At 72.6% G+C, this 26,292-nt stretch carries 27 protein-coding genes; 14 read left to right on the forward strand and 13 right to left on the reverse strand.

Going from position 1 to position 26,292, the window contains the following annotated elements:
* Window positions 1-3: 3 nt before the first annotated feature.
* A complete protein-coding gene (locus Msi02_RS29150; RefSeq protein WP_239108793.1) occupies window positions 4-756 on the reverse strand; it encodes a hypothetical protein in 753 nt (250 codons plus the stop codon).
* Between the two features lie 106 nt (window positions 757-862).
* Here Msi02_RS29150 and Msi02_RS29155 point away from each other — a divergent pair, with 106 nt between their 5' ends.
* From Msi02_RS29155 to Msi02_RS29165, 3 genes are read left to right on the forward strand one after another with little or no spacing between them, the layout of a single operon-like run.
* The gene (locus Msi02_RS29155) at window positions 863-1,906 is read left to right on the forward strand and encodes an AAA family ATPase (RefSeq protein ID WP_079316946.1); all 1,044 of its coding nucleotides are present in this window, start codon (window positions 863-865) and stop codon (window positions 1,904-1,906) included.
* Entirely contained in the window at window positions 1,903-2,823 is a 921-nt protein-coding gene (locus Msi02_RS29160; RefSeq protein ID WP_204051204.1) for a DUF58 domain-containing protein, read from the forward strand. Before Msi02_RS29155 ends, Msi02_RS29160 begins: the two co-directional genes overlap by 4 nt.
* Window positions 2,820-3,767: a VWA domain-containing protein gene (locus Msi02_RS29165; protein ID WP_079316950.1), complete on the forward strand. Its 948-nt coding sequence runs from the start codon at window positions 2,820-2,822 to the stop codon at window positions 3,765-3,767. The genes Msi02_RS29160 and Msi02_RS29165 overlap by 4 nt, the downstream gene beginning before the upstream one ends.
* A gap of 57 nt (window positions 3,768-3,824) precedes the next feature.
* On the opposite strand, the gene Msi02_RS29170 is transcribed toward Msi02_RS29165, so the two are convergent.
* Window positions 3,825-4,220 carry a RidA family protein gene (locus Msi02_RS29170; protein WP_204051233.1) on the reverse strand — a complete coding sequence of 132 codons (396 nt, stop codon included), beginning with the start codon at window positions 4,218-4,220 and terminating at the stop codon, window positions 3,825-3,827.
* A 135-nt stretch (window positions 4,221-4,355) separates the two neighbouring features.
* Here Msi02_RS29170 and Msi02_RS29175 point away from each other — a divergent pair, with 135 nt between their 5' ends.
* A complete protein-coding gene (locus tag Msi02_RS29175; protein WP_204051205.1) occupies window positions 4,356-5,330 on the forward strand; it encodes a helix-turn-helix transcriptional regulator in 975 nt (324 codons plus the stop codon).
* Between the two features lie 30 nt (window positions 5,331-5,360).
* Here Msi02_RS29175 and Msi02_RS29180 read toward each other — a convergent pair whose 3' ends face one another.
* Window positions 5,361-6,830 carry an MFS transporter gene (locus tag Msi02_RS29180; RefSeq protein WP_204051206.1) on the reverse strand — a complete coding sequence of 490 codons (1,470 nt, stop codon included), beginning with the start codon at window positions 6,828-6,830 and terminating at the stop codon, window positions 5,361-5,363.
* A gap of 128 nt (window positions 6,831-6,958) precedes the next feature.
* On the opposite strand from Msi02_RS29180, the gene Msi02_RS29185 reads away from it, so the two are divergent.
* The 7 genes from Msi02_RS29185 to Msi02_RS29215 all read left to right on the forward strand — a co-directional run bounded on the left by Msi02_RS29185 (window position 6,959) and on the right by Msi02_RS29215 (window position 12,991).
* Window positions 6,959-7,315 carry an ArsR/SmtB family transcription factor gene (locus tag Msi02_RS29185; protein ID WP_079316956.1) on the forward strand — a complete coding sequence of 119 codons (357 nt, stop codon included), beginning with the start codon at window positions 6,959-6,961 and terminating at the stop codon, window positions 7,313-7,315.
* A 177-nt stretch (window positions 7,316-7,492) separates the two neighbouring features.
* Window positions 7,493-8,092: a class I SAM-dependent methyltransferase gene (locus Msi02_RS29190; RefSeq protein WP_079316958.1), complete on the forward strand. Its 600-nt coding sequence runs from the start codon at window positions 7,493-7,495 to the stop codon at window positions 8,090-8,092.
* A gap of 8 nt (window positions 8,093-8,100) precedes the next feature.
* Entirely contained in the window at window positions 8,101-9,477 is a 1,377-nt protein-coding gene (locus tag Msi02_RS29195; protein WP_204051207.1) for a S8 family serine peptidase, read from the forward strand.
* Window positions 9,474-10,043 (forward strand): TrmH family RNA methyltransferase, encoded by a 570-nt coding sequence (locus Msi02_RS29200; RefSeq protein ID WP_204051208.1) that lies wholly within the window; start codon window positions 9,474-9,476, stop codon window positions 10,041-10,043. Before Msi02_RS29195 ends, Msi02_RS29200 begins: the two co-directional genes overlap by 4 nt.
* 158 nt (window positions 10,044-10,201) lie before the next feature.
* Window positions 10,202-10,999, forward strand: a complete 798-nt coding sequence (locus Msi02_RS29205) for a glycerophosphodiester phosphodiesterase family protein (protein ID WP_239108794.1) — start codon at window positions 10,202-10,204, stop codon at window positions 10,997-10,999.
* Window positions 11,000-11,143: 144 nt separating this feature from the next.
* Window positions 11,144-12,493 (forward strand): MFS transporter, encoded by a 1,350-nt coding sequence (locus Msi02_RS29210; RefSeq protein WP_204051209.1) that lies wholly within the window; start codon window positions 11,144-11,146, stop codon window positions 12,491-12,493.
* A 153-nt stretch (window positions 12,494-12,646) separates the two neighbouring features.
* Window positions 12,647-12,991: an RNA polymerase-binding protein RbpA gene (locus tag Msi02_RS29215; protein WP_079316970.1), complete on the forward strand. Its 345-nt coding sequence runs from the start codon at window positions 12,647-12,649 to the stop codon at window positions 12,989-12,991.
* A 95-nt stretch (window positions 12,992-13,086) separates the two neighbouring features.
* On the opposite strand, the gene Msi02_RS29220 is transcribed toward Msi02_RS29215, so the two are convergent.
* The 4 genes from Msi02_RS29220 to Msi02_RS29235 form a co-directional block, all read right to left on the reverse strand.
* A complete protein-coding gene (locus Msi02_RS29220; RefSeq protein WP_204051210.1) occupies window positions 13,087-13,947 on the reverse strand; it encodes a universal stress protein in 861 nt (286 codons plus the stop codon).
* Between the two features lie 102 nt (window positions 13,948-14,049).
* Window positions 14,050-16,206, reverse strand: coding sequence for an MMPL family transporter (locus Msi02_RS29225; RefSeq protein WP_204051211.1), 2,157 nt, complete (start codon window positions 16,204-16,206; stop codon window positions 14,050-14,052).
* 23 nt (window positions 16,207-16,229) lie between these two features.
* Window positions 16,230-16,778: a TetR/AcrR family transcriptional regulator gene (locus Msi02_RS29230; protein ID WP_079316974.1), complete on the reverse strand. Its 549-nt coding sequence runs from the start codon at window positions 16,776-16,778 to the stop codon at window positions 16,230-16,232.
* A 237-nt stretch (window positions 16,779-17,015) separates the two neighbouring features.
* Window positions 17,016-17,960, reverse strand: coding sequence for an SDR family NAD(P)-dependent oxidoreductase (locus Msi02_RS29235; protein ID WP_204051212.1), 945 nt, complete (start codon window positions 17,958-17,960; stop codon window positions 17,016-17,018).
* A 140-nt stretch (window positions 17,961-18,100) separates the two neighbouring features.
* On the opposite strand from Msi02_RS29235, the gene Msi02_RS29240 reads away from it, so the two are divergent.
* Window positions 18,101-18,700, forward strand: a complete 600-nt coding sequence (locus Msi02_RS29240) for a TetR/AcrR family transcriptional regulator (RefSeq protein WP_079316978.1) — start codon at window positions 18,101-18,103, stop codon at window positions 18,698-18,700.
* A gap of 28 nt (window positions 18,701-18,728) precedes the next feature.
* On the opposite strand, the gene Msi02_RS29245 is transcribed toward Msi02_RS29240, so the two are convergent.
* Complete coding sequence (locus Msi02_RS29245) at window positions 18,729-19,325, reverse strand: TetR/AcrR family transcriptional regulator (protein WP_204051213.1); 597 nt, start codon at window positions 19,323-19,325, stop codon at window positions 18,729-18,731.
* Window positions 19,326-19,434: 109 nt separating this feature from the next.
* On the opposite strand from Msi02_RS29245, the gene Msi02_RS29250 reads away from it, so the two are divergent.
* A complete protein-coding gene (locus Msi02_RS29250) occupies window positions 19,435-20,238 on the forward strand; it encodes an SDR family NAD(P)-dependent oxidoreductase (RefSeq protein WP_204051214.1) in 804 nt (267 codons plus the stop codon).
* Between the two features lie 60 nt (window positions 20,239-20,298).
* Here the strand turns inward: Msi02_RS29250 and Msi02_RS29255 are convergent, their stop codons facing one another.
* Together Msi02_RS29255 and murQ are read right to left on the reverse strand one after the other, a co-directional pair.
* Complete coding sequence (locus tag Msi02_RS29255) at window positions 20,299-21,318, reverse strand: serine hydrolase domain-containing protein (RefSeq protein WP_204051215.1); 1,020 nt, start codon at window positions 21,316-21,318, stop codon at window positions 20,299-20,301.
* Window positions 21,319-21,321: 3 nt separating this feature from the next.
* Window positions 21,322-22,224: an N-acetylmuramic acid 6-phosphate etherase gene (gene murQ, locus Msi02_RS29260; RefSeq protein ID WP_079317004.1), complete on the reverse strand. Its 903-nt coding sequence runs from the start codon at window positions 22,222-22,224 to the stop codon at window positions 21,322-21,324.
* Window positions 22,225-22,253: 29 nt separating this feature from the next.
* On the opposite strand from murQ, the gene Msi02_RS29265 reads away from it, so the two are divergent.
* Window positions 22,254-23,360, forward strand: a complete 1,107-nt coding sequence (locus tag Msi02_RS29265) for an exo-beta-N-acetylmuramidase NamZ family protein (protein WP_204051216.1) — start codon at window positions 22,254-22,256, stop codon at window positions 23,358-23,360.
* A gap of 2 nt (window positions 23,361-23,362) precedes the next feature.
* Here the strand turns inward: Msi02_RS29265 and Msi02_RS29270 are convergent, their stop codons facing one another.
* Genes Msi02_RS29270 through Msi02_RS29280 form a run of 3 tightly spaced genes read right to left on the reverse strand, consistent with a single transcriptional unit; the run spans window position 23,363 to window position 26,288 of the window.
* Window positions 23,363-24,274: a GNAT family N-acetyltransferase gene (locus tag Msi02_RS29270; RefSeq protein ID WP_204051217.1), complete on the reverse strand. Its 912-nt coding sequence runs from the start codon at window positions 24,272-24,274 to the stop codon at window positions 23,363-23,365.
* Complete coding sequence (locus Msi02_RS29275) at window positions 24,271-25,278, reverse strand: ABC transporter ATP-binding protein (RefSeq protein WP_079316988.1); 1,008 nt, start codon at window positions 25,276-25,278, stop codon at window positions 24,271-24,273. Before Msi02_RS29275 ends, Msi02_RS29270 begins: the two co-directional genes overlap by 4 nt.
* Window positions 25,275-26,288: an ABC transporter ATP-binding protein gene (locus tag Msi02_RS29280; protein WP_204051218.1), complete on the reverse strand. Its 1,014-nt coding sequence runs from the start codon at window positions 26,286-26,288 to the stop codon at window positions 25,275-25,277. Before Msi02_RS29280 ends, Msi02_RS29275 begins: the two co-directional genes overlap by 4 nt.
* Window positions 26,289-26,292 lie beyond the last annotated feature (4 nt).

The following is a 26,292-nucleotide window of genomic DNA, read 5'->3' on the forward strand; positions in this document are numbered from 1 at the left end:
GCGTCAGATCGGGCCGCGCCCGTCGAAGAGGTCGTCCGGCCAGGGGCTCTGGCTGCCGTCGCCGCTGCCGGACGGCCCCGGGGTGGGCTGCTGCGGCTCGGGCGAGGCGGGCTCGGGCGGCGGGGTGGGCACGAACTGCGTGTTCGGCAGCGGCCGGGGCGGTTCCGGCTCGTCCTCGCCGCGGAACAGCAGCATCCAGGTGACCAGCAGCAGCGCGAGCACGAGCGTGGCCAGCAGCGTCGAGGCGAGCACGACCGAGCGCCGGGTGGCCACCGGCGGCGGGGGCGGCCCGGGCGGGGCGGGCAGCGCGGGGGTGCGGTCGCCCAGCCAGTAATGCGCGAAGTCGGGCCCGTGCCGCCGCCCGATCAACGTGCCGGACACCGTGACCGGGTCGAGGAACCGCTCGGCCCCCGGGCCGTTCGGCAGGTACGGCACGGCCACCCAGGGCGCGGGCCCGTCCTGCATCGCCAGGACGGGAGGCGTGTCGGGAGAGACCCTGCCGCGCACCCGGTCCACCAGCGAGGCGCCCCACCCGCGTACGCCCGTCCGGCCTTGCGCATCCTTGATCGCGGTGACGAACCGGTCCCTGGCGGCGGCGTCGAGGGCGGCGCCACTGGACAGGACGGCCACCGACACCACCCGGCCGTCGGGCGCCTGGCCCAGATAGACGAGCCCGGCCGGGGCCGTCTGCAGACGCGCCTGCAGCGCGAACGGCCCCACGTGGGGCGGGTCGCCGTACTGCAGCGGAGTGACCATCCTCCACATCAAAACACACGGGCGCGTCAGGGGGTGTGGCACGCGCCGGGACGGGCAAATGGGAGAGAAATGGATTCTCCAGCCGAGTCACGATTGAATAACGAGCATGACCGTTGCCGATGAACGCAGTGACCCGGAGCCCGGCGAGGGCGTGACGGAGCAGGAGGAGGACGAGGCCCGGCTGGACGCCCTGCGGGAGGCGCTGGCCGAGGTCCGGCGCGTGATCGTCGGACAGGAGCACATGGTCGAGCGGCTGCTGGTGGCGCTGCTCGCCCGGGGGCACTGCCTGCTCGAAGGCGTCCCGGGGGTCGCCAAGACGCTGGCCGCCTCGACGCTGGCCACCGTCGTGGGCGGCACGTTCGCCCGCATCCAGTTCACCCCCGACCTGGTGCCCAGCGACATCGTCGGCACCCGCGTCTACCACCCGAGCTCCGAGCGGTTCGACGTCGAGCTCGGGCCGGTGTTCGTCAACTTCCTGCTCGCCGACGAGATCAACCGCGCACCGGCGAAGGTGCAGTCGGCCCTGCTGGAGGTGATGGCCGAGCGGCAGGTGACGCTCGCGGGGCGCACCCACCCCCTGCCCCGGCCGTTCGTCGTGCTGGCCACGCAGAACCCGATCGAGTCGGAGGGCGTCTACCCGCTGCCCGAGGTGCAGCGCGACCGGTTCCTGTTCAAGGTGCGCGTGTCCCACCCGAGCGCCCACGAGGAGCTGGAGATCCTGCAGCGGATGAGCGTGCGCCCGCCCGTGCCCCGGCCGGTGCTCGACCCGGCCACGCTGGTGCGGCTGCAGGACATGGCCGAGGAGGTCTCGGTCCACCAGCTCGTGGCCGACTACGTCGTACGGCTGGTCATGGCCACGCGCGCCCCGGCCGACTACGGCCTGGCCGACCTGCAGGACACGATCGAGATCGGGGTGAGCCCCCGGGCCACGCTGGGCCTGATCGCCGCCGGGCGGGCCCTGGCCCTGCTGCGCGGGCGCGACTACCTGCTGCCCGACGACGTCCGCGACGTGGCGGTCGACGTCATGTCGCACCGGCTGATGCTCACCTTCGACGCGCTGGCCGACGAGGTGGACCCCGACGACGTCGTACGCCGGGTCGTGCAGGCGGTGCCGCCGCCGCTCGTCGTGTGGAACCAGGGCATGCGGTGAGCGGGGCGAACCCCGACCAGGCGCTGCGGCGGCTGGAGCTGACGGTGGTGCGGCGGCTGGACGGGCTGCTGCAGGGCCGCCACCAGGGGCTGATCCCCGGGCCCGGCAGCGACCACGGCGACACCCGCGTGTACGTGCCCGGCGAGGACGACGTGCGCCGCATGGACTGGGCGGTGACGGCGCGCACGACGGTCCCGCACGTGCGCGACCTGATCGCCGACCGGGAGCTGGAGACCTGGGCGGTGGCCGACCTGTCGGCCAGCATGGAGTTCGGCACGGCCGACATGTCGAAACGCGATCTGGTCGTCAGCGCCGTCGGGGCGATCGGGATCCTGGCCAGCCGGGTGGGCGACCGGTTCGGCGCCTACATCCTGTACGGCGACGACGTGCACCGCTATCCGGCCAAGCCCGGCCGGCCCCGGCTGTACGCTCTGCTGCACTCGCTGCTCAGCGCGCCGCCCGCGCAGGGCGCGGTGGACCTCGGGGAGGCTCTGGAGATGATGGCGACGGCGCACCGCAAGCGCGGGCTGCGGGTGGTCGTCTCCGACTTCCTCGACTCGCCCGACTCCTGGGAACCGCCGCTGCGCCGCCTGGCCGCGCGGCACCAGGTGCTCGCCGTGGAGATCATCGATCCCCGCGAGCTGGAGCTGCCCGACGTCGGGTTCGTCACCCTCGCCGACCCCGAGACCGGGCGCTCGCGCGGCGTCCACCTGTCGCGCACGCTCAGGGAGCGGTACGCCGAGGCGGCGGCCGAGCAACGGTGGGCGACCCGGGCGGCGCTGCGCCGGGCCGGGGCGGCCCACCTGGTGCTGCGCACGGACCGCGACTGGGTGTTCGACATCGCCGAATTCGTGCTGCGCCAGCGGCGGGCCTCCCACCTGCTGCGCCGGGCCGCGAACAGGAGGGCGGGCGCATGACCTTCCTCGCCCCCGGCTGGCTCTGGCTGTTCGTCCTGGTCGCCGCGCTGGTCGCGGCGTACGTCGCGGCACAGTTCGCGCGCCGCCGCTACACGGTGCGCTTCACGAACCTCGCGCTGCTGTCGCTGGTGGCGCCCGAGCGGCCCACCTGGCGGCGGCACGTGCCGGCCGTGCTGTTCCTCGTCATGATGAGCCTGCTGGTCCTCGGCGCGGCGCGACCGGCGGGCGAGGTGCGGGTGCCCCGCGACCGCGCCACCATCATGGTCGCCGTGGACGTGTCGCTGTCGATGGAGTCGGCCGACGTCCCGCCCACCCGGCTCGTCGCGGCCAAGCAGGCCGCCCAGCAGTTCGTGCGAGACCTGCCCGAGCGGTTCAACGTCGGAGTGGTGGCCTTCGCCAGATCGGCCGCCGTCGTGATCTCCCCCACCACCGACCACGCCGCGGTGAACACCGCGATCTCCAGCTTGACCACCCGGCCCGGCACGGCGATCGGGGAGGCCGTGTTCAACTCCCTCGACTCGATCAGGTCGTTCGACCAGCGGGCGGTCACCGATCCGCCCCCGTCCGCCATCGTGCTGCTGTCGGACGGCGACAACACCTCCGGACGGTCGGTCAACGAGGCCATCGAGGCGTCGGTCAGCGCCAAGGTGCCGGTGTCCACGATCGCGTACGGCACGCCCGAGGGCACGGTGACGATCGACAACCGGGCGGTGCAGGTGCCGGTCAACAAGACCACGCTGAAGTCGCTGTCGGACGGCACCGGAGGCCGGGCGTACACCGCGGAGTCGGGCAGCGAACTGCGCGACGTGTACGCGCAGATCGGCACCTCGCTCGGCTACAAGGTCGTGCACCAGGAGATCACCCAGCGGTTCCTCGTGGCGGCGATCGTCGCGGCCCTGCTGGCCGCCGCCGCGGCGATGCTGCTGGGCGCCCGCCTCCCCTGACCCGTCACCCGGCGCTGTCGAAACCCCGGCAACCCCGCCGGAGGCGGCGAGGTGGCCTCACGCGACGGCGGTCCCCTCGAGCTCGACCATCAGGTCGGGGATCGCCAGCCGTGTCACCCCGAGCATCGTGGTGGACGGCGCCACCCCGGCGGCGCCCAGCCGCGACGCCAGCACGCCGTAGTGCTCGAAGAGCCGATCGACGTCGGTGGTGTAGACGTTGAGCCGGACGAGGTTCGCGAGGGACATGCCGGCCTCGCCGAGCACGGCCTCCAGGTTGTCGAGGCTCAGCGCCAGCTGCGCCGCCATGTCACCGGCATGCCGTGGCCTGCCGTCGCCGTCCATCGCGGTCTGCCCGGCGCAGTAGAGGGTCCGGGCGTGCCCGGAGACGAGCTCACCCTGGTTGTACCCCAGCGCCACCGACCACGCCCACGGGTTGACCGCCGTTCGTTCCACTGCCACATCAGCTCCATTCGATTCGTCGACATCAGGTACGTCGACCGGCTCGGTAGCCGCCTCTTTCCGGTCGCGCTGATGAGCCTCCCAACTAATCACGACATCCTGTGTCGTATATTTCGCTAAAGTTCCCGCATGCGCGCCGACCGGTTGGTCTCGCTGGTGCTGCTGCTGCGGCAGCACGGCCGGCTGTCCGCGGCCGCGCTGGCCCGCGAGCTGGAGGTGTCCACCCGCACCGTGCTGCGCGACATCGAGGCGCTGTCCGCAGCCGGCGTCCCGGTCTACGCCGAACGCGGGCGGCACGGCGGATTCGCGTTGCTGCCCGGTTTCCGGACCGAGCTCACCGGACTGAACCACGACGAGGCCCTTGCCCTGCTGGTCGCCGGATCTCGGCGCGGCGCGCAGGCACTCGGCCTCGGCTCGGCGCTCGCATCGGCGATGCTCAAGGTGGTCGACGCGCTGCCCGAAAGCTATCGGGACACCGCGGCCGGCGCGGCCGAGCGATTGCTCATCGACCCGGAGATCGACCTCCTCTCGCGCCGGCAGGTCACCGAGGAGGTCCCCGACGCCATAGTGGCCGAGGTCCTGCGCGCCGTGTTCGCCGGACACAAGCTACGGATCCACTACGCGGCCGTGGACCAGGCCCCTCAGTGGCGCACGGTGGACCCGATCGGCCTGGTCACCGTACGCGACCGGGGCTATTTGCTGGCCACGAGGTCTGGCGCGGACCGCACCTATCGGCTGTCCCGAATCTTGGCCGCCGAGGAACTCGCCGAGCCCGCACAGCGACCGGACCGGGTGGATCTGGACCGGGCCTGGCAGGAACGCAGCAGGCGGTTCCGGACCGGAGGCGCTCAAGTCACCGTGCTGGTACGGGTGGACCCGGCGCGGCGGGAGGACCTGGTGAGCACCGCGCTGGCCGTCCGCGCCGAGGAATCCGACTCGGACGGCCGGCTGCGGCTGGAGGTGACCTTCCAGGATCCGAGACACGCCGAATGGGCGCTGTGGCAGCTCACCACCGACGCGGAAGCCCTGTCTCCGCAGTGGTTGCGCGACTCGCTGCGCAACCGCGCCGCCGCGATCGCCGCCCGCTACGCAGCGTCATCCTGAGAGTTGCGGTCGTTCGCCGCGCTTGTGCGGTCAGCCGGTCGCGTGGGACTCGTCCCGTTGTGGGGTGGCCCGGATCTGACGGATGAGGCGTGGCAGGGTGAGCGTGGTCAGGATGCCGGCGATCATCACGGCCGCGGTGAGCAGGACGACGAGGAACTCGCCGTCGGCCGTGGCGGCACGCAGGGCCTCGCCGGCCTTGCCCTCGACGCCGATGTCGGCGATGACGGTGAAGACGGCCAGGCCGATGGCGTTGCCGATGTTGAGCGCGGTGGACGCGATACCGTTCGCCACGCCCTGTTCGTGACTGGCGGTGCCGGTGGCGGCGGCGATCCACATGGCCGTCCAGACGATGCCCTGGCCGAGGCCGGAGACGATCAGGCCGGGAACCAGCAGGCCGTAGCCGGCCCCGGCGTCGAAGCCGAGGGCGAGGACGGCGGTGCCCACCACGCCGATGGCGAAGCCGATCAGCAGCGTGGTGCGGGTGCCGATCCGTGTGGCCAGGCGTTCGCCGCCCTGGGTGCCGAAGGCGATGGCCAGTGAGGGGATGAGGAAGGCCAGCCCGGTCTGCAGGGCGCTGTAGCCGTGGACGCTCTGCAGCAGCACGGTGAGGAAGTACGGCAGGACGCCGAAGGTGGCCATGTAGATGAAGGTCACCAGCATGCCGACGGTCAAGCTGCGGTTGCGGAAGAGCCGGAAGGGCATGAGCGGGTCGGCGCTGCGCGCCTCGACCAGCGTGAAGATCACCAGGAGCGCGACGGCCAGCAGGAAGGCGGCGATCACCGGGAGGCTGCCCCAGCCCAGTTCGGGTCCCTCGACCAGGGCGAAGACCAGCAGTGTCGATCCGCCCGTGACGCTCAGCGCCCCGGGTACGTCGAATCTGCGTCGTTCCCCTCTGGCCGGGTCGCGCGGGATAACGGCCAGGGCGGCCAGTGCGACGAGCCCGGCCAGGGGGACGTTGACGAAGAAGACGGCGGGCCAGCCGAAGTTCTGGGTGAGCAGGCCGCCGAGCAGTGCGCCGATGGTGAGGCCGCTCGCGCCGGCGCCGCCCCAGACCGCCAGCGCGCGGTTGCGTTGCGGGCCTTCGGCGAACAGGTTGTTGAGCAGCGCCAGCGTGGAGGGCAGCAGCAGCGCACCGCCGATGCCCTGGACGGCGCGGGCGACGATGATGACGGCGGGAGTGGTGGCCAGCCCGCCCGCCAGCGAGGAGACGGCGTACAGGGCCAGGGCGAGCACGAAGACGCGGCGGCGGCCGAGCAGGTCGGCCGCCCGGCCGCCGAACAGCAGGAAGCCGCCGGCGAAGACGACGTAGGCGCTGACCACGAGCTGCTGGGTCTGGCCGGGGAAGCCCAGGCCGGTGCCGATCTGGGGGAGCGCGACGAACACGATGTTGAGGTCGAGCGCGTAGATGAGCTGAGCCAGGGCCAGCAGCGCCAGGGTCCAGCCGAGCCGCGGCTTGACCTCGCCTGTGGATCGCCCGGGTGGCGCGGATGTTGTGGACATGGATCGCCCTTCGAAGGGAGCCGGGTGACGGGCATGCGAAGCCCGCCCGAATCGTACGTAGATTTACGTACGGTCGTAGTGTGCCACATCGAGGGACTACCGTTCGACAATCGGAGTACAGTGGGACCATGGCCTATCGTCATCCCGACCGTGACCAGATCCGGATCGAAGACGTGCTGTCGGCGTTGGGAAACGGCGTACGCCTGGCCGCGGTACGCCTGCTCGACGCCGGCGGCGAGCACAACTGCACCAGCGTCCTGAACACGCTGGGGATCACCGCGAAGTCCACCATGACCCATCACTGGCGGGTGCTACGGGACAGCGGCGTCATCTGGCAACGACCCTCGGGCCGGGAGAACCTGCTCACCCTGCGGCGGGAGGATCTGGACGCCCGCTACCCCGGGCTGCTCGACGCGATCCTGTCCGGCGCCGTCCACGACGAGACGATCGAGGCGGACCGTGAACGGCTCCGCCCCGGCACGTGAACCACGCGTCGGACAACGGGTGCTCGGCTGTCACTCCCCTGCCACCGCCGCGCGCCCCAGGTCCGAGCGGGCCGCCCGTCATCTCGTACGTGTCCGGAAGGACCGAAGTGTTTCAGGCGTCCCGGATTCCTTCAGCCGTGGAGATCGGCGGTCCGGGGCGTTGGTACGTTTGGGCACGTGGCCCATTACTTCGAGGAGAGCCCCCAGGCGGCCAGCCGGCCCGGCTCGGTCACCCTGGTCCTCCCGGATCTGCACCTGCGACTGGAGACCGACCGCGGGGTGTTCTCCCCCGAACGGATCGACCCGGGGACGCGGGTGCTGCTGGAGACCGTGCCCCCGCCCCCGGCCGAGGGCGACCTCCTCGACCTCGGATGCGGTTACGGCCCCATCGCGCTGACGATGGCGTCGCGGGCGCCGAGGGCCACGGTGTGGGCCGTCGACGTCAACCGCCGCTCGGTGGAGCTGTGCGAGCGGAACGCCAAGAGCGCCGGCCTTGACAAAGTAAGGTCCGTCCATGTCGACGACATGCCCGAGGACGTCAGGTTCCGGGCAATCTGGTCGAACCCGGCCATCCGGATCGGCAAGGCCGCGCTCCACGAGATGCTCACCCGGTGGCTCGACCGGCTCACCCCCGACGGCAGCGCGTACCTGGTCGTGCAGAAGCACCTTGGCTCCGACTCCCTGCAGCGCTGGCTGAGCGAGCAGGGCCGGCCCACCTCACGGCTGGCCTCCCGGTCCGCATACCGCGTACTGCGGGTGGACGGGCGCGAGCGGTGAGGCGGCTGATGGCCGGACTCGCGGCCGTCGGAGCGCTGGCCGTGTTCCAGTCTCCCGTTCAGGCCCTGCCTCGTCCGGCGACGCCGGCTCCTCGATCGGACGAGTGGTGGTTCCCGCCATGGTCCATCCAGACGAAGGTGTGGCCGACCACCCGGGGACGGGGAGTCACCGTCGCCGTGGTGGACACCGGTGTCAGGCCCCTGCCCGAGATCGCCCGCGCACTGTTACCGGGGGGCGACACGACGGGACACGGCACGGACGGCCACACCGACTTCAGCGACAATGGTCACGGCACCGGCATGGCGATCCTCATCGCCGGTCAGGGCGGCGGAACCACCCATCTCGTCGGCATCGCGCCGGAGGCTCGGATCCTGCCGGTGGCCGTCACCGACGCGCCGACCTCGACGATCGAGTTCGAGACGTCACTGTCGCGGGGAATCCGATTCGCGGCCGACCACGGCGCACAAGTGATCAACATCTCGCAGGCGGATCACAGCCTGGAGGTGTGCCCCTCTCAGGTGCGGGACGCGGTCGCCTACGCCGTCGAGCACGACGTGGTCATCGTGGCCGGGGCGGGGAACGACGGCGACCACGGCAATCCGATCATGTTCCCGGCGTCGTGCCCGGGCGTCCTGTCCGTGGGGGCCACGGACGACCATTCACGGCCGTGGGAGAGCACGGAGTCGAACGAGTACGTGTCGGTGGCGGCACCCGGCGTCGACATCCCGGTGGCGAGCAAGAGCGAGAAGTACTCCTACCCCCACTCCAGCGGGACGAGCGACGCGACGGCGCTCGTGTCCGGGGCGGCCGCGCTCGTACGGGCGGCGAATCCGGCCATGCCGGCGCGGGAGGTCGTCCGCCGTCTCATCGGCACGGCCCTGGACGTGGACACACCCGGCAAGGACGACCAGACCGGGTACGGCATCGTCCGGATCAACCGGGCCATGCACCCGGACGCCTACCCCGTGCCGCCCGGCTCGCCGAATCCGCCTTACGAGCGGTTCGACCAATGGAAGCACCCTCGGACCACACCCACGGAGAGCGCGGAGCACACCTCTCAGGCCCCGGTGCGCGCGGAGAGGCCCGGGAAGGGCCTCAGCACCACCTTGGTGGTCCCCGTGCTGATCCTGGTTATCATCGTCGTGTTCACCGTCGGCATTCTCGTCGGGCGGGTGACACGGCCTGCCAGGCCCGGGAACGGCCACCCGGACTTCCTCGGGAATCGGGGAGGACCGGCGGACGGTCCTCCCAGCGAGCCCCCGCCCGGACGGCGGTTCACCATGCCGCCCGCGCCGGACGCACCTTCCCACGAGCCGCCGAGGCGAGAACCCACCATGCCACCCGATGGGCCTCCCCAGGAGCCCGGAACTGCGAGCGAGCGATGACCGACGAGCGGCCGAAGAGCGGCTCCAACCCGCGCAGGCAGCTCAAGCCGACCGACGTCAAGCGGCTCAACCGCACCTGGCGCCGCAACACCGAGGGCCGTCTCGCGCTGATCCTCGAATCGGTGACCGGCCCCTTCAACATCGGATCGATCTTCCGTACGGCCGCCGCCTTCGGCGCGGAGACGGTCTGGCTGGCCGGCAACGCCACCCCGCCCACCAACCCCAAGGCGCAGAAGACCGCGCTCGGCACCGACCGGCTGGTCGAGTGGCACGAGCCGGTCCCGGTCGCCGAGGCCGTACGCGCCGCCAGGGAGGAGGGCTTCCGGGTGGTCGCCGTCGAACTGACCGGCGACGCCGTTCCCCTGCACGAGGCCAAGCTCGACGGCGACGTCTGCCTGGTGCTCGGCAGCGAGGACCACGGCTGCTCCCCCGCCTGCCTGGAGGCGGCCGACTCGGTGGCCTACATCCCCCAGGTCGGCAGGGTCGGATCGGTCAACGTGGCGGTCGCCGCGGCGATCGCCATGGCGGAGGCCAGGCGGCAGGAATGGGCGTCGCCCGCCGGGTAGCCGCCCTATGGAAACAGCCCCGGCGGCCCGGCGGACACGGGGCGGACCGCGACACGCCGAAGCGGAACATCCACCCCGAAGATGACAAGGGACTCTTGTGACGCAAATGTTCACCTTGCTGCGCTGACTGTATGGCCGGAACCCGGCATACTCCTTTCGTGCATCGCCGTTTCGCGTTCCTCGACCACCCCGGACCACTCGCCTTCGCGCACCGAGGCGGGGCGGCGGAGGCCCGCGAGAACACCATGGCCGCTTTCTCCCGGGCGGTCGAGCTCGGCTACACCTACCTGGAGACCGACGCGCACGCGACCGCCGACGGCGTCCTGCTCGCGTTCCACGACCACACCCTCGACCGGGTCACCGACCGCACCGGCCGCATCTCGCGGTTGCCCTACCGCGAGGTGCGCAGGGCCAGGATCGGCGGGCGGCACGAGATCCCGCTGATGGAGGATCTGCTCGGCGCCTGGCCGGACGTGCGGTTCAACATCGACGTCAAGGAGAGCGCCGCGATCGTGCCGCTGGCGCGGGCGATCCGCCGCACCCGCGCCTACGACCGGGTGTGCCTGACCTCGTTCTCCGACGCGCGGCTGGCCCGCGCCCGGCGTGCGATCGACCGGGAGGTCTGCTTCTCGCTCGGCCCGCGCGGCCTGGCCGCCCTGCGTACGGCCGCGATGGGCGGCGGGTACGGCCGGCTGCTGTCCGGGCTGGCCCGGGCGGGGGTGCCGTGCGCGCAGGCGCCCATCGGGTTCCGCGGGCTGCGGGTGACCACCCGCGCCCTCGTGCGGACCGCGCACGCGATCGGGATGCAGGTGCACGTGTGGACGGTGAACGACCCGGTGACGATGGCCCACCTGCTCGATCTCGGCGTCGACGGGATCATGACGGACAACATCAGCGGGCTGCGTGACGTGCTCAAGTCACGCGGGCAGTGGCACCCCCGCCCGGCCGAGCCGTGACCCCGCGCCATCCCGCCCGGCCCGGACCACCCCGCCGAACCCGCTGAGCCTCTGCCGAATCCTGCCCCTTTGAAGCCAGGCCCCCGTTGAAGCCAGGCCCCCGTTGAAGCCCCCGGCGACGCTCCACCCCCGTGAGGAGAGACCATGACCGCTCCCCAGGTCGTCCACGAGGAGATCCCCGGCGCGCGGCGGCGCGAGCAACGCGGCTGGTACTGGTACGACTGGGCGGACTCGGCGTTCCAGACGACGGTCCTGACCGTCTTCCTCGGGCCGTACCTGACGTCGATCGCCACGACGGCGGCGGGCGGCGAGGACGGCTTCGTGTCGTTCCTCGGCCTGGACCTGCGGCCGAAGGCGTACTTCACGGCCCTGGTGACGATCTCGGTGCTGCTGCAGATCGTGATCATGCCGATCGTCGGCGCCCTGGCCGACCACACCGGACGCAAGAAGCAGATCCTGGGGGTCTTCGCCTACCTGGGCGCGGCGGCCACACTAGGCTTCTACCTCGTCTCCGGCGGCGGCTACCTGCTCGGCGGCGTGCTGTTCCTGGTCGCCAACGTGACCTTCGGCGCGGCGCGCGTGGTCTACGACTCCTTCCTGCCGCAGATCTCCGGCGCCGAGGAACGCGACGCGATCTCCAGCAGGGGCTGGGGCTTCGGTTACCTCGGCGGTGGCCTGCTGCTCGCGCTCAACCTGGTGCTCTACCTGTCCGGCGCGGTCGAGGAGGGCCTGGCGGTCCGGGTGAGCCTGGCGTCGGCGGGCCTGTGGTGGGGCGCGTTCGCCCTGATCCCGATGCTGCGCCTGCGCAACCGGCGGGTGCCGGTCCACGAGGCGACCGCGGTCCGGGCCGCGGCCGGCAGCGTACGCCAGCTCGGCCGCACCCTCGCCGACCTGCGGCGTTACCCCCGTACGCTGCTGTTCCTCGCGGCCTACCTGATCTACAACGACGGCGTGCAGACGGTGATCGGGTTCTCCGCGACGTACGCCGACCAGGAGCTGGGGCTGAGCCAGACGCACCAGATCGGGGCGATCCTCATGGTGCAGTTCATCGCCGTCGGCGGCGCACTCGGCCTCGCGCGGATCGCGGCCAGGATCGGCACCAAGCGCACGGTCCTGGCCAGCCTGGTCGTGTGGACCGCGGTGGTGGGCGTGGCCTACTTCCTGCAGAAGGGCGCGGCGGTCCAGTTCTACGCGATCGCCTTCGCCATCGCGATCGTCATGGGCGGCACGCAGGCGCTGTCGCGCTCGCTGTACTCCCTGGTGATCCCGCCCGGCCGGGAGGCGGAGTACTTCAGCCTCTACCAGATCAGCGACAAGGGCTCGGCGTTCCTCGGGTCGTTGGTGCTCACACTGGCGCTCCAGCTCACCGACAGCTATCGCACCGCGATCGTCTCGCTGATCGTGTTCTTCGTGATCGGGTTCGTGCTGCTCACCGTCGTCAACCTGCCCCGGGCCATCCGCGAGGCGGGGAACGAGGTGCCCGAGCACATCTGAGCGCCGCATGTCCGCCGGCCACATCTGAGACCAGTGGGACGGAAAAAGCGCGATTGGATCAGGTCTCGGCTGGGAATCCACACACGGTATCAGGCGTTGTACGCGGTGGCGAACGAACCCCTCGAAGGCGGGGACCTCAGGAGGCTTAAAGACATGGGCGAGCGTGCACTTCGCGGTACCCGGCTCGGCGCGACCAGCTACGAGAACGACCGCAACACCGATCTGGCCCCGCGCCAGGAGGTGACCTACACGTGCCCCAAGGGCCATCTCACCACCGTCCCGCTCGCCGTCGAGGCCGAGATTCCCACGACCTGGGAGTGCCGTCACTGCGGCAGCCCGGCGCTGCGGGTGGACGCGGAGCAGCCCCAGCAGAAGAAGGCGAAGCCCCCGCGGACCCACTGGGACATGCTGCTGGAGCGTCGCTCGATCGAGGACCTCGAAGAGGTGCTGAACGAGCGTCTCGCCATTCTGCGCGAGCAGCGGCGCAAGAGCGCGTAGGACGCCGATCACGCCCCCGGCGGCCTGGAATCCCTCCAGGCCGCCGGGGGCGTTCGCGTGTCCGGCCCGGCGAACGGGTCGTTCGATCCGTCCGCTCAGCCGGTCGGCGCGGGCGCGCGGACGACGGCCATGGGACACGTCGCGTGGTGAAGCATCGCCTGGCAGACCGATCCGAGGACCAGGCCGCCGAACTCGCCGTGGCCCTGGGAGCCGATGACGAGCAGGTCGGCGCCCGCCGACGCCTGCCGCACCACGTCCACCGGGTGGCCGCGGACGACCTCCTCGACGACCTTGACGTCGGGGTAGAGCTCACGGCGCCCGGCGAGAACCTCCCTGACCATGCGCACCTCGACCTTCTCGTCGTCGAAGTCGTCGGGGAGCGGGGCGAAGCCGCCGCCCGCCTCCAGCGTGCTGTAGGCGTGCACCGCCCGCAGGCCCTCCCCGCGCAGCGCCGCCTCGGCGAAGGCGAAGTCGAGCACCTTGGCGCAGGCGGACGATCCGTCGATGCCCACCACGATCTCCGGGCGCGGCGCCGAGGGCACCTCCCGCACGACGACCACGTCGCACGGGGCGTGACCCGCCACGCCGTACGCGACCGAGCCGAGCAGCAGGCCGCGGAAGCCGCCGATCCCGTGGTTGCCGAGCACCAGGAGATCGGCGTCCACGGCCGCCTCGATGAGCGCCGGTCGCGGGTCGCCGGCGAGGATCGCGGTGTCGACCGGCACCCGGGGCGCCTCCGCGCGAACCCGCTCGGTGGCGGCGCCGAGCACGGCGGCGGCGCCGTCGCGCATCCACGCGGCGACGCTGGTGTACGGCCCCTGCCGCGCGGTCGAGCACGCCCATGCCGGGATGGCGTTGGCGATCCGCAGGGGGACGCCGCGCAGGTCGGCCTCCCGGGCCGCCCAGCAGGCGGCCTCCATGCCGGCGTGCGAGCCGTCGACACCCACCACGATCATGACGCCCTCCCCTCGGCCGGTCCTCCCATCAGACCGTTCCCCCGGCGGGGCGTGCGAGCGCCGCCGAAGGTCCCGCCGGGACGGGACCTCCGGCCCCCACTCCTACAACAGGGCGTGCTCCGGGGAGGCGGCGCGGGCCGTGAGGTGGTGGCGCAGGCGCTCGCCCTCGACGTCGAGGTCGGGCAGCGCCCGGTCCAGGGCGCGGGGCAGCCACCAGGCGGCGCGGCCGAGCATGGACATCACGGCGGGGACGAGGGTCATACGCACCACGAAGGCGTCGACGAGCACTCCGACGGCCAGCGCGAAGCCCATCGACTTGATGATCGGGTCGTTCATGAACACGAACCCGCCGAACACGGCCGTCATGATCAGCGCCGCGGCGGTGACGACCCGCGCGTTGTGCCCCATGCCGTTGATCGTCGCCTGGCGGGGAGTGTCGCCGTGCACGTAGTCCTCGCGCATCCGCGAGACCAGGAACACCTCGTAGTCCATGGCCAGGCCGAACAGGATGCCGATGAGCAGGATCGGCAGGAAGCTCACCAGCGGGCCCGGCACGTCCACGCCCAGCAGGCCGGCCAGGTGACCCTCCTGGAAGATCGCCACGGTGATGCCGAAGGTCGAGCCGACGGTGAGCAGGAAGCCCAGCGCCGCCTTGACCGGGACCAGGATCGAGCGGAAGACGAGCATGAGCAGCAGCACCGACAGGCCGACCACCAGCAGCAGGTACACCGGCATGGCGTCGGCGAGCTTGTCGGAGACGTCGATGCCCACGGCCGTGGCGCCGGTGACGGCGATCTCGGCGCCGCCGATCGCGGCGACCTTGGCGCGGATGGCGTGGACGGCGTCCTCGGTGGCCGCGGCGGTGGGCCCGGCCTTGGGGATGATGGTCAGCAGCGCGGTGGTGCCCGCGGCGTTGGGCTGCGGCGGTGCCACGGCCAGCACGCCGGGGGTCTGCTGGATCAAGCGGGCGGCCTCACCGGCGGCGGCGGTCGTCGCCGCGCGGTCGGCGGCGGTGACCACGGCGATCAGGCGGGCGTTGAAGCCCTCGCCGAATCCCTCGCTGGTCAGGTCGTAGGCCTCGCGGGCCGGGGTGCCGGGGGCCGCGGTGCCGGCGTCGGGCAGAGCCAGCCGCAGGTCCTGGGCCGGCAGCGTGAGCGCGCCGAGGGCGAGGACCCCGGCCAGCAGGATCGGCACGCGCAGCCGGGTGACCACCCGCCCCCACGTGTAGCCGAAACCCCGGCCGCCCGCGCTCGCGTTCTCACCGGTGCGCTGCTTGCGGGGCAGCACCCGGGCTCCGGCGTACGACAGGAAGGCGGGCAGCAGCGTGAGGGCGACCAGCACGGCGACGGCCACGGTGCCGGCGGCGGCCAGGCCCATCACGCTCAGGAACGGGATGCCGACCACCGACAGACCTGCGAGCGCGATGACCACGGTGGCCCCGGCGAACACGACCGCGGATCCGGCGGTGCCGACCGCCCGGCCCGCGGCATCCTCCGGCGCCACGCCCTCGGCCAGGAACTGGCGGTAGCGGGAGGTGATGAACAACGAGTAGTCGATGCCCACGGCCAGGCCCAGCATTAGCGCGAGCACCGGCGTGACGGAGGTCAGTTCGACGAGGCCGCTGAGCGCGAACAGCCCGCCCATGCCGGCCCCCACGCCGATCAGGGCGTTCAGCAGGGTCATGCCGGCGGCCACCAGCGAGCCGAAGGTGACGATCAGCACCACCGCGGCGATCACGACGCCGATGCCTTCCGACCCGCCCACTTCCGGCGCGGCGTTCAGGATCTCGCCGCCGTGCTCGACCCGCAGCCCGGCCACCGAGGAGCCGGCCTTCAGGTACGCCGCGCGCTGGGCCTCTGTCACGTCCTTGAGCCCGCGGTCGAACTGCACCTGGACCAGGGCGTAGCGGCCGTCGGCGGAGACCGAGCCGACCCGGAACGGATCCATGGCGGCGACGACGCCGGGGACGGCGGCGGCCTCCTTCACCACGGGCGCGACCGCGGCGGCGTCCAGCTTCCTGCCCTGCGGAGCGGCGACGACGATGGTGCCGGTGGCACCGCTGGCCTGCGGGAACTCCTTGGCCAGGGCGTCCAGCGCCCGCTGCGACTCGGTGCCGGGCATGGCGAACTTGTCGCCGGTCGGGCCGTGGAAGGCCGCGGCGGCCAGGCCCAGGACCACGAGCAGCAGCAGCCACACGGCGACCACGCGCCCGCGTCTGCGGAAGGAGAACCGGCCCAGCCGGTACAGCAGGGTTGCCAAAGCAGATCTCTTTCTTCGGGAGGTCAGTCGGTCTGCAGACCGAGCGTGCGCAACGCACCGCGGGTCAGCTCCGCGCGCAGCGTCTCCTCGGGGAGCGCGAGCTCGCCGGCGCTGGTCAGGATGATCCCCAGCATCGCCATCCAGGCCCAGACCCGGGCCTGGGGGGCGGCCGAGCGGCCGGACAGGGCGTCCGTCAGCCGCCCGGTGATGCCGTCCACGTCGGGCAGCTCCGGCCGGCAGATCAGCGCGTCCACGTCCTGCAGGAGGATCTTCACCTGCAGCCGGAAGCGCAGGGACAGGTCGACGAGCCCGGCGACGGCGGCACGAGCGGCCTCCTCGCCGTCGAGCCCGGCGAGCCGCCCTTCCAGCTCGGCGAACTCCGGCCCCACGGGCGCCAGCAGCTCGGTCAATATCGCGTCCTTGTTCGTGAAGTGGTAGAGCAAGGACGCCTTGGAGCAGCCCGCGTCCGTGGCGATGTCCTGCAGGGAGGTGCCGCGGAAGCCGTGGGCGGCGAACAGCCGCAGGGCCGAGTCCAGGATGTCCGCGCGCATGGTGGTTGCGGAACGTGCCATGCGGACACCCTAGCTGACCGATCGGCCAGAATTTGACCGATCGGCCAGTGAAAGGGGTCTAGTGACCGGGTTCACACGCAGAGGGCGAGCCCGGAATCCAGCCGTAGGCTGCGAGGGCGCCGCCGACGGCGGCACATAATGCGAAGGCCCGGCCTGGGAAGGCCGGGCCTGGGCGCGGGCGGACCGTGCCGCAGATCATGAGGCGCGGATCATGAGGCACGGATCACGATGCGCGGATCACAGGTCGAGCAGGTCCGCCGACACCTGCCAGAGCAGGGTGGCCGCCTCCGGGTCGAGCGCGTACGCCGCGACCCCCCGGCGGGTGCCCTCCCGATTCGGCTCCGCCTCCTGACAGTCCTCGAAGTACCGCCCGCTGACGCCGTCCAGGAGTGGCGAGGCCGCAACCAGCACGGACGTGGCCGCGCCCTGCTCGACCGTCTTCCACGTGATGCCGCCACCGCCCGCCTGGGCGCGCAGGCGCTCGAGCTCCTCCTCGGTGACGTGCCGCTGCAGTGCGGTGCGGATGCCGCCGGGCATGAGCGCGTTGACCGCGATGCCGTCACCGGCCCACCGCCTGGCGGCCTCGACCGCGAAAAGCACGTTGGCCGTCTTCGACTGCCCGTACGCCAGCCACGGGTCGTACGGGCGCTCCCGGAAGTGGATGTCGTCGAAGACGACCGGCGAGCGCAGGTGGGCGCTGGAGCTGACCGACACGACGCGGGCGCCACCGGCCGCCGCGAGCGCCGGGTGCAGGCCGACGGCCAGGGCGAAGTGACCGAGGTGGTTGGTGGCGAACTGCAGTTCCCAGCCCTCCGGCGTCCGGGTCTCCGGGCACGCCATCACCCCGGCGTTGTTGACGAGGATGTGCAGCGGGCCCTCCCACGCGGCGGCGAACGCGGCGACGGAGGCCCGGTCGGCGAGGTCCAGCGGCGCGACGAGGACGGCCGCGCCTTCGGTGGTGGCGGCGATGTCCTCCGCGGTCCGCTTGCCCGCGTCGAGGTCGCGGACCGCGATCGTCACCTCCGCGCCCGCAGCGGCCAGCGCCCGGGCGGTCTCGACGCCGATCCCCGACGCCCCGCCGGTCACGACCGCCCGCCGCCCGCGCAGGTCGACCCCCTCCAGAACCTCGGCCGCGGTGGACTGCCCGGTGAACGGCGTCGTGATGCGGTTGGTGTGAGTCATGTTCGTCCCCGTCCCCTACGGCGGCAGGGCCCCTGGAGAGCCCGGCCGCTACAATCAGGAAACCGGAGGAACCTCCGGTACGTCTGGAACTCTAACCGGAGAATCCTCCGGTTAGCAAGCCGAGTCCATATGGAGGAGCCGTGTCCACCCCCGCTCGACCGTCCGGAGCCAAGCCGTTGCGCGCCGACGCCCGGCGCAACCGTGAGCGGTTGCTGGACGTCGCCCTGCGGGCGTTCTCCCAGGACGGGCCGGACGTCACGCTCGACGCGATCGCGAAGGAGGCGGGCGTCGGCATCGGCACGCTCTACCGCCATTTCCCCACGAGAGAGGCGCTGATCGAGGCGGTCTACCGCAACGAGCTGGCGAAGCTGTGCGACGCGGCGGCCGAGCTCGCCGGCGAGATGCCGCCCGACGTGGCGATGCGCACCTGGATGGACCGTTTCGTCGACTACCTGGCGACCAAGCGGGGCATGGCCGACGCGCTACGCGCCGTGATCGCCTCCGGGGCGAACCCGTACGCGCACAGCCGCGACCGGCTGCTCGGCGCGATCGGCACGCTGCTCGACGCGGGCGGCGCCGCCGGGACGCTGCGGCGGGACGTGGCGGCCGAGGACGTGCTCACCGGCATGAACGGCATCTGCCTCGCCACGGGCGGGCCCGAGCAGCGCGAACAGGCCGGGCGCCTGCTCGACCTGCTGATGGACGGCCTGCGCCGGAGAGCACCCGGCGCGGACGCCTGACGACAGGCCGCGCCCGGCGATCCCCTCTTCATCCGACGGCGTGGCCGATCGAGTCGAACGCGACCTTCAGCAGCTCACGGAGGGGAACGGCGCCCTTCTGACGGGTCCAGGTCTCGCCGGCGGCGTCGAGACAGGCGATCGCGCCGGCGACGACGGCGGCTGCCCGCAGGTCGGCCAGGCCGTCGCCGGGATCGGCCGGGAGCCGCCGCTTGACCTCGGGGAGCAGGTCGGCCTGCCATTGCAGGTGTTTCTCCAGGCTGCGGGCGCGCAGGGAAGGCGTGCCGTACATCATCTCGGAGATCTTGAGCAGCCGCTCCCGCTCGCCGGGCGCCTCGTCGATGAGCGCGACCACGTTCAGCAGCGCCGTCCAGAGGGGCTCGTCGTCGGGGCGCTCGGCCAGCGCGGCCGCGGCGCGGGCGCCCTCGCCGGCCAGGTTGCCGAGGACGACGTCCTCCTTCGTGCCGAAGTAGCGGAAGAACGAGCGCCGGGAGATGCCCGCGGCGGCCGCGATGTCGTCGATCGTCGTCGCCTCGAAGCCCTTCTCCAGGAACAGTTCCATCGCGACTTCGGCGATCTCCGCGAACGCGGCCCGGCGGGTGCGACTCCACAGGCTCTCGCTGCTCATGCTGCCTCCTCCGGCCGTGAGCCTATCCAGGCCTGCCCTCGATGTCTAATTGACACTCAGTGCCAGACGGTCGTACGGTGACGCAGCAGCCCGTTGAGAAGGAGTCGCCATGTCCACCGTCGATTACCGCGGTCAGACCGTCCTCATCACCGGCGCCAGCTCCGGCATCGGCGCCGAGTTCGCCCGCCAGATCAGTGCCCGCGGCGCGAACGTCGTGCTCGTCGCCCGCAGGCAGGACCGGCTTGAGGCTCTCGCCGCCGAGCTCGCCCAGCGGCACCGCGTCGAGGCGACCCCCATCGCCGCGGACCTGACCACGCCGAAGATCGGCTCCGTCCTCGACCGCGAGCTCGCCCGCCGCGGCATCGAGATCACCGGCATCGTCAACAACGCCGGCTTCGCCACCCATGGCCTGTTCCACGAGGAGGACCCGGAACGGCTGGCCGCCGAGATCGCCCTCGACGTCACCAGCGTCGTGGAGATCAGCCGGACGTTCATCGAGCGGCTGCGCCGCCGCGGTGACGGGTTCCTCGTCAACGTCGCGAGCATGGCGGCCTACCAGGCCAACCCCACGATGGCCGTCTACGGCGCGACCAAGGCGTTCATTCTCAGCTTCACCGAGGCCCTGTGGTACGAGTCGCGCGGCACCGGGCTGCGCGTGCTCGCCCTGTCCCCCGGCGCCACCGAGACGGAATTCTTCGACGTCGCCGGAGGCGGCGCGGACGGCGGCACCCGGCGCATGGCCGCTGCGGACGTCGTGAAGACCGCTCTCGCCGCCCTCGACCGCCGCAACCCGCCGCCCAGCGTGATCGCCGGCCGGGTCAACCGCACCGCCGCCGCTCTCGGCCGGCTCCTCACCCGCCGCCAGGCCACCATGATGATCGGCGCCATGATGAACCGCTCGGCGGCGGCCTGACCCGAGACCAGGTAGCGCTTTCCACGGTGGCCGGAACGGACGAAGCCGGAACCGCCGGGTTCAGCCGGCCAGGCGCAGGGCCTCGGCCGCGACGGCGTGCCGGAGATCGCGGATGCCGGGCCGGCCCCGCAGCGGGTGGACGTTGTTGGTGAGCAGCACGACAGTCAGCCGGCGGGCGGGATCGACGACCAGCGACGTGCCGGTGAAGCCCGAGTGGCCGAACGCGCCCGCGAGCGGCCCCACGATGGCCGGGTCGTCGATCCGCACGCCGAGCCCCTGGCGGAAGGCGGCGCCCGGCACGCCCTGGTCGCGCAGCATCTCGGCGGTCCAGGCGGGAGACAGGACCTGGCCGCCGCCGGTGCGCAGCGCCTCGCCGAAACGCACGAGGTCGGCGGCGGTGGAGAACAGCCCGGCGTGGCCGGCCACGCCGCCCAGCGCGTGGGCCGTCTCGTCGTGCACCTCACCCCGCACGCAGGTGCCGCGCTTGAACTCGGTGGCGACGGCCCGGCCCGGCTCGACCGGCCCGTACGTCGTGGCGCCGAGCCCGAGCGGCCCGGTGACCCGCTCACGCACGAGCACGTCCAGCGGCGCCCCGCCGGCGGCCTCCGCCACCCGCCCGGCCGTGATCATGCCGACGTCGGAGTACACGTGCGTACCCGCCGGCCCCTGCACGGGAGTGGACAGCACCAGGTCCCAGCGGGCCTCCTCCGGTTCGTTCTCCACCCGGCGGCTCGCGGGCAGGCCCGAGGCGTGCGTCAGCAGGTGCCGTACGGTGATCTCGGGCCGGTGCCCGTAGAACCGGGGCAGCCGGACGGCCACCGGCTCGTCGAGGTCGAGCGCGCCCTCCTGGGCCAGCGAGACCAGCACCACGGCCGTGAACATCTTGGTCAGGGAGGCGATGTCGAAGAGCGCGTCCATCGCCACGGGCGGCCGTTCCGCCAGCAGGTCCCCGGACGGGTCGGCGTACCGCACGGCCTCCCCCACGGCGGCCATGGCGACCGTGCGCCCGTCCACGGCGATCACGGCGACCGCCGCCGAGGCGACCTCGGGCACCGCGGCCCGCAGGACCTCCTCCAGCATGGGTCAAGCGCTCCTCAGCGCCGGGCCGAGCCGGTTGCCGTGCGCCGCGAGCAGCGCCCGCGCGTCGTCGGCGCCTACACCCCGCTCGATCATCACGACGGCCGTCTTCACGTCCCGTCCCGCGCTCTCCAGAACCTCTCTGGCCTGCGGCACCTGCGTGCCGGTGATGTCGGAGACGATGCGGGCCGCCCGGTCGACCAGCTTGGAGTTGCTGGCCACGACGTCGACCATGAAGTTCCCGTACGTCCGGCCCGATCGGATCATCGTGATCGTGGAGATCATGTTGAGGACCAGCTTCTGGGCCGTGCCGGCCTTCAGGCGGGTCGAGCCGGTGACCACCTCCGGCCCCACGATGACCTCGATCGCGTGGTCGGCGGCCCGCGCGAGCGGGGTCCCGGCGTTGCAGGCCAGGCCCACGGTCAGCGCGCCGAGCCGCCGGGCCTGCTCGACCGCCGCGACGACGTACGGCGCGCGCCCGCTGGCGGAGATGCCCACGACGGAGTCGAGCGGGCCGGCGTGCTTGTCCCGGATCACGGCGGCGCCCGCCTCGGCGTCGTCCTCGGCGCCCTCGACGGAGCGCACCAGCGCGGCCTCGCCGCCCGCGATGATGCCCTGGACCAGGTCGGGATGGGTGCCGAAGGTCGGCGGGCACTCGGAGGCGTCGAGCACCGCGAGCCGCCCGGAGGTGCCCGCGCCCACGTAGAGGAGCCTGCCTCCGTCGGCCATCCGCGCCGCGATCGCGTCGATGGCCGTGGAGATCGCCGGGACGGCCCGGCCCACCGCGGCCGGGACGGCGGCGTCGCCCGCGTTCATGAGCCGCGCGATCTCCTCCGTCGGGAGCGTGTCGATCCCGCTGTAGCGGGGATCGCTCTGTTCGGTGGCGAGCGCGGCGAGTGATTGCGTCATGGTCATGGTTCCTCGGCTTCGGAGTCTTCATGGATCGCGTGCGTACGGGGCTTGAGCTGCTGGTGAGCGCGCCGGAAGCCAGGTGGGGGCGGGTGGGCCTCGTCACCAACCCCACCGGAGTCCTGCCCGATCTGACCGCCGCCGCACCGGCCCTGCTGGCCGCCGGGGTGCCCGTGACCACGGTGTTCAGCCCCGAGCACGGCCTGCGCGGCACGGCCCAGGCGGGCGGCGGCGAGGGCGACACCGTCGACCCGGTCACCGGCCTGCCCGTGCTCGACACCTACCGGAGGACCGGCGGCGACCTGGACGCGCTGGTCGCGTCGTCCGGGGTGGACGCGCTCGTCTTCGACGTGTGCGATGTGGGCGCCCGCTTCTACACCTACGTCTGGACGATGTACGACCTGATGGGCTCGGCGGCCCGGCTCGGGCTGCGGTTCGTCGTGCTCGACCGGCCCAACCCGATCGGCGGGGCGGTGGCCGAGGGCCCGGTGCTCGACCCGGCCTACGCGAGCTTCGTCGGCCGCGCGGCCCTGCCCGTACGGCACGGCCTCACGCCGGGCGAGATCGCGCTGTCCGTCAACCGCGCGATCGGCGTGGAGCTGGAGGTCGTGCCGATGGAGGGCTGGCGCAGACAGTGGCACTTCGACCGCACCGGGCTGCCCTGGGTGATGCCGTCGGCCAACATGCCGACCCTCGACACCGCCCTGGTCTACCCCGGCACCGGGCTGCTCGAGGGCGTGAACGCCGCCGAGGGCCGCGGCACGACCCGGCCGTTCGAGCTGGTCGGCGCGCCGTACGCGGACGGCCGGTTCGCCGCCGCGCTGAACGACCTCGGCCTGCCCGGCGTGCGCTTCCGCGACACGTGGTTCACCCCGACGTTCGGCAGGCACGCGAGTGTCGTGGTGCGCGGCGTGCAGGTGCACGTGACCGACCGGGCGGCCTTCCGGCCGGTGCTGACGGGGGTGTCCGTCCTGCACGTGCTGCGCACCCTCTATCCGGGCGACTTCGCCTGCGAGCCGTTCCTCGACCTGCTGTGGGGCTCGGCGTCGCTGCGCGAGCACCTGGAGGCGGGCCGCGACCCCCGCAGGCTGTGCTCCCCGCCGGGCCCGCCCCAGGGCGAACTGCTGTACGGCTGACATCAGTCCAGCGCGCGGCGGTAGAGCCAGAACACCCGCTCGGTGCGGGCGCCCACCGCCCGGGAGTAGAAGCGGAGCGGGCCCACCCAGCCGATCTGCGCCGACGTCTGACCCGCGGCGGCCTGGTCGGCGAGGCAGCGGCGCAGCAGCACCCGGCCCACGCCGAGGCCGCGGGCGGCCTCGGCCGTGCCCATCGGCCCGAACCACAGCGGCCGGGCGCCCCAGGCGGCGAAGCCGAGGATCTCCCCGTCGCGATAGGCCCCGTCGCGATAGGCCCCGTCGCGATAGGCCCCGTCGCGATAGGCATAGTGCAGGCCGGTCGCCTGCTCGGCCTCCCAGGCCCACTTGTCGTTCCACTGCTCGCGGACGAAGGCCACGACTGCTTCCCGCTCTCCGGTCGGCGCCGCCGCGACCGTCACGCCGGCCGCGGCGAGCTTCGCCAGGTCGGCCTCGTGCTCGGCCTCGTCGTAGCGGGCCGGCAGGTCGGCCGTCATGTTCCAGGCGACCCGGTAGCGCTCGTACCCCAGGCTCTCGGCCAGGCAGGCGGCCGGGGTGTAGCGCACGTCGATGCCGGGCCAGGCGTAGCAGGGCGGGTTGCCGGCGAACCTCGCCTCGGTGGCGCCGTATGCCCGCATCCACTCCTCGGCCGCGCCGACCAGCGCCCGCCCGATCCCCCGGCCCCGCGCGGCGGGGTCGACGGCGATCAGGTCGACGTGGCCCGAGCCGTCCGCGCCGATCGAGGTGAACACCACGCCCTCGCGGCCCGGCGTGGCCAGGACCGTCCATGTACGCTCCGGCGGCGGGTCGGCGAGGCGGCGTACGACCAAGGGGGCGTCGTCGACGTCGGCCCACAGCGCGGCGGCGGCCAGGCGCTCCAGCCGCTCGTCCACCTCGGCGGGAAGGATGTCCGTCACTCGCCCACCCCCACCGGGATCACGCTGCGCCGCCTGGGGTGGAAGCAGGCGTGCTCCTGCTCCGTACCGCCGTCGCGGCCCAGCACGGGCATCTCGCTCTCGCAGCGCTCGGTGCTGAAAGGGCAGCGCCGGGCGAACAGGCAGCCGCCGTCGGGCTCTCCCTCCCGCTGCATCTCCCTCGGCACGACCCGCTCGGCGCCCGGCCGTTCCAGGCCGTGCAGCACCGGGATCGCCGACAGCAGCGACTGGGTGTACGGGTGGACCGGGTCGGCGATGATCTTCTCGGTGGCGCCCCGCTCGACGACCTGGCCGCGGTAGAGCACGTACAGCTCGCCGTCGTCGCCGATGTAGCGGGCGGTGGCGATGTCGTGGGTGATGAACAGCACGCCCACGCCGAGCCGCTCACGCAGGTCCTTCAGCAGGGCGAGGATGCCCAGGCGCAGCGACACGTCGATCATCGAGACGGCCTCGTCGGCGACGAGCACCTCGGGGTCCATCGTGAGCGCGCGGGCGATCACCACGCGCTGGCGCATGCCGCCCGACAGCTGGTGGGGGTAGCGCGGGAGCACGTAGCCGGGGTCGATGCCGACCATCGCCAGCAGCTCCGCGGCCCGCCCGTCGACCCACGACCTCGGGCGGCCCGTCTGCCGGGCGCGCAGCCGCAGCGGCGCCTCCAGCGTCTGGTGGATCGTCCGGGTGGGATTGAGCGCCGAGTAGGGGTCCTGGTGGATGAGCTGGACGCGGCGGAAGTACGGCTGCCGCTTCCGGTGGCTCAGCGACGACATCGGCACGCCGTCGATGACGATCTCGCCGGCGTCGTGGGTCTCCAGCCCGGCGATGATCCGGCCGAGGGTGGTCTTGCCGCTGCCCGACTCGCCGATGAACGAGACGGCGCCGCCCTTGGCGACGGCGAAGTCCACTCCCCGCAGCGCGGGCACCTCGCGGGCGCCGAGCACGCCGCCGCGCTGCTTGAAGATCTTGGTGATGCCGGTCCCCGTGATCACACGAACTCCTTCCGCTTGACCAGGGTGAGGTGGCGGTCGGTGGCGTGGCAGGCGACCGTACGGCCGTCACGGTTGACGGACATGGGCTCGTCGGTCTCGCACACCTCCATGCGCCGCTCGCAGCGCTCGCGGAACACGCAACCCTGCTTGGGCAGCGTCCCGAGCGTCGGCGGGCGGCCGGGCAGCGCCCGGGCCAGCGACAGGTCGCCGGACAGGCGCGGGATCGCCCTGATCAGGCCCTGGGTGTACGGGTGCCGGGCGTCCCCGAGCACCTCGGCCACCGGGCCGTGCTCGACCACCCGGCCGCCGTACATGACGGCCAGGCTGTCGGCGACCTCGGCGACCGCGCCGACGTCGTGAGTGATGACGAGCGTGGTGAGCGCCCGCTCCTCGTGGACCTCGCGGATGATCCGCAGGATCGTGGCCTGCGTGATCATGTCGAGGGCGGTGGTCGGCTCGTCCAGAACGACGACCTTGGCGTTCAGGACGAGCGCGAGCATGATGCCGACCCGCTGGCGCATGCCGCCGGACAGCTCGTGCTGGTAGGAGTCGAGCACCCGGGCGCCGTCCATGCCCATGCGGGCCAGCAGGTCCTTGGCGTCGCGCACCAGCCCCCGCAGGTCCTCCACGTCGTGGGAGCGGCCGAGGTCGAGCAGCTGCTTGCCGATGGTCTTCAGCGGGTTCAGCGAGTTCTGCGCGGCCTGGAAGACGTACCCGACCTGGCGGCCGCGGGTGCGGCGCAGGTCCTCGCCCCGCAGCGTCAGCACGTCGCCGAGGCCGTCGATCTCGACGCTGCCCGCCGCGATCCTGCCGGGCGGCTGCACGGCGTTGAGCAGGGAGAACGCGAGCGTCGACTTGCCCGAGCCCGACTCGCCGACGACGCCGGTGATCGTTCCGGGGGCGAGGGTGAGGTCGACGCCGCGTACGGCGGGCAGCTCGCCCGCGGGCGTCTTGTAGACGACCGTGAGGTCCCGGATCCGGACCCCGGGGGCGGTCGTGTGCGAGGTCATAGGG

This window comes from Microbispora siamensis, assembly GCF_016863095.1.
GTDB classification, from domain to species: domain Bacteria; phylum Actinomycetota; class Actinomycetes; order Streptosporangiales; family Streptosporangiaceae; genus Microbispora; species Microbispora siamensis.

Coding starts and splice junctions, on each gene's coding strand:
- murQ (WP_079317004.1), bottom strand. CDS start 22,224: ATGACGCAATCACTCGCCGCGCTCGCCACCGAACAGAGCGATCCCCGC.
- Msi02_RS29155 (WP_079316946.1), top strand. CDS start 863: ATGACCGTTGCCGATGAACGCAGTGACCCGGAGCCCGGCGAGGGCGTG.
- Msi02_RS29220 (WP_204051210.1), bottom strand. CDS start 13,947: ATGATCGTGGTGGGTGTCGACGGCTCGCACGCCGGCATGGAGGCCGCC.
- Msi02_RS29175 (WP_204051205.1), top strand. CDS start 4,356: ATGCGCGCCGACCGGTTGGTCTCGCTGGTGCTGCTGCTGCGGCAGCAC.
- Msi02_RS29180 (WP_204051206.1), bottom strand. CDS start 6,830: ATGTCCACAACATCCGCGCCACCCGGGCGATCCACAGGCGAGGTCAAG.
- Msi02_RS29245 (WP_204051213.1), bottom strand. CDS start 19,325: ATGAGCAGCGAGAGCCTGTGGAGTCGCACCCGCCGGGCCGCGTTCGCG.
- Msi02_RS29235 (WP_204051212.1), bottom strand. CDS start 17,960: ATGACTCACACCAACCGCATCACGACGCCGTTCACCGGGCAGTCCACC.
- Msi02_RS29215 (WP_079316970.1), top strand. CDS start 12,647: ATGGGCGAGCGTGCACTTCGCGGTACCCGGCTCGGCGCGACCAGCTAC.
- Msi02_RS29200 (WP_204051208.1), top strand. CDS start 9,474: ATGACCGACGAGCGGCCGAAGAGCGGCTCCAACCCGCGCAGGCAGCTC.
- Msi02_RS29185 (WP_079316956.1), top strand. CDS start 6,959: ATGGCCTATCGTCATCCCGACCGTGACCAGATCCGGATCGAAGACGTG.
- Msi02_RS29280 (WP_204051218.1), bottom strand. CDS start 26,288: ATGACCTCGCACACGACCGCCCCCGGGGTCCGGATCCGGGACCTCACG.
- Msi02_RS29250 (WP_204051214.1), top strand. CDS start 19,435: ATGTCCACCGTCGATTACCGCGGTCAGACCGTCCTCATCACCGGCGCC.
- Msi02_RS29165 (WP_079316950.1), top strand. CDS start 2,820: ATGACCTTCCTCGCCCCCGGCTGGCTCTGGCTGTTCGTCCTGGTCGCC.
- Msi02_RS29210 (WP_204051209.1), top strand. CDS start 11,144: ATGACCGCTCCCCAGGTCGTCCACGAGGAGATCCCCGGCGCGCGGCGG.
- Msi02_RS29150 (WP_239108793.1), bottom strand. CDS start 756: ATGGTCACTCCGCTGCAGTACGGCGACCCGCCCCACGTGGGGCCGTTC.
- Msi02_RS29265 (WP_204051216.1), top strand. CDS start 22,254: ATGGATCGCGTGCGTACGGGGCTTGAGCTGCTGGTGAGCGCGCCGGAA.
- Msi02_RS29230 (WP_079316974.1), bottom strand. CDS start 16,778: ATGGCACGTTCCGCAACCACCATGCGCGCGGACATCCTGGACTCGGCC.
- Msi02_RS29195 (WP_204051207.1), top strand. CDS start 8,101: ATGGCCGGACTCGCGGCCGTCGGAGCGCTGGCCGTGTTCCAGTCTCCC.
- Msi02_RS29255 (WP_204051215.1), bottom strand. CDS start 21,318: ATGCTGGAGGAGGTCCTGCGGGCCGCGGTGCCCGAGGTCGCCTCGGCG.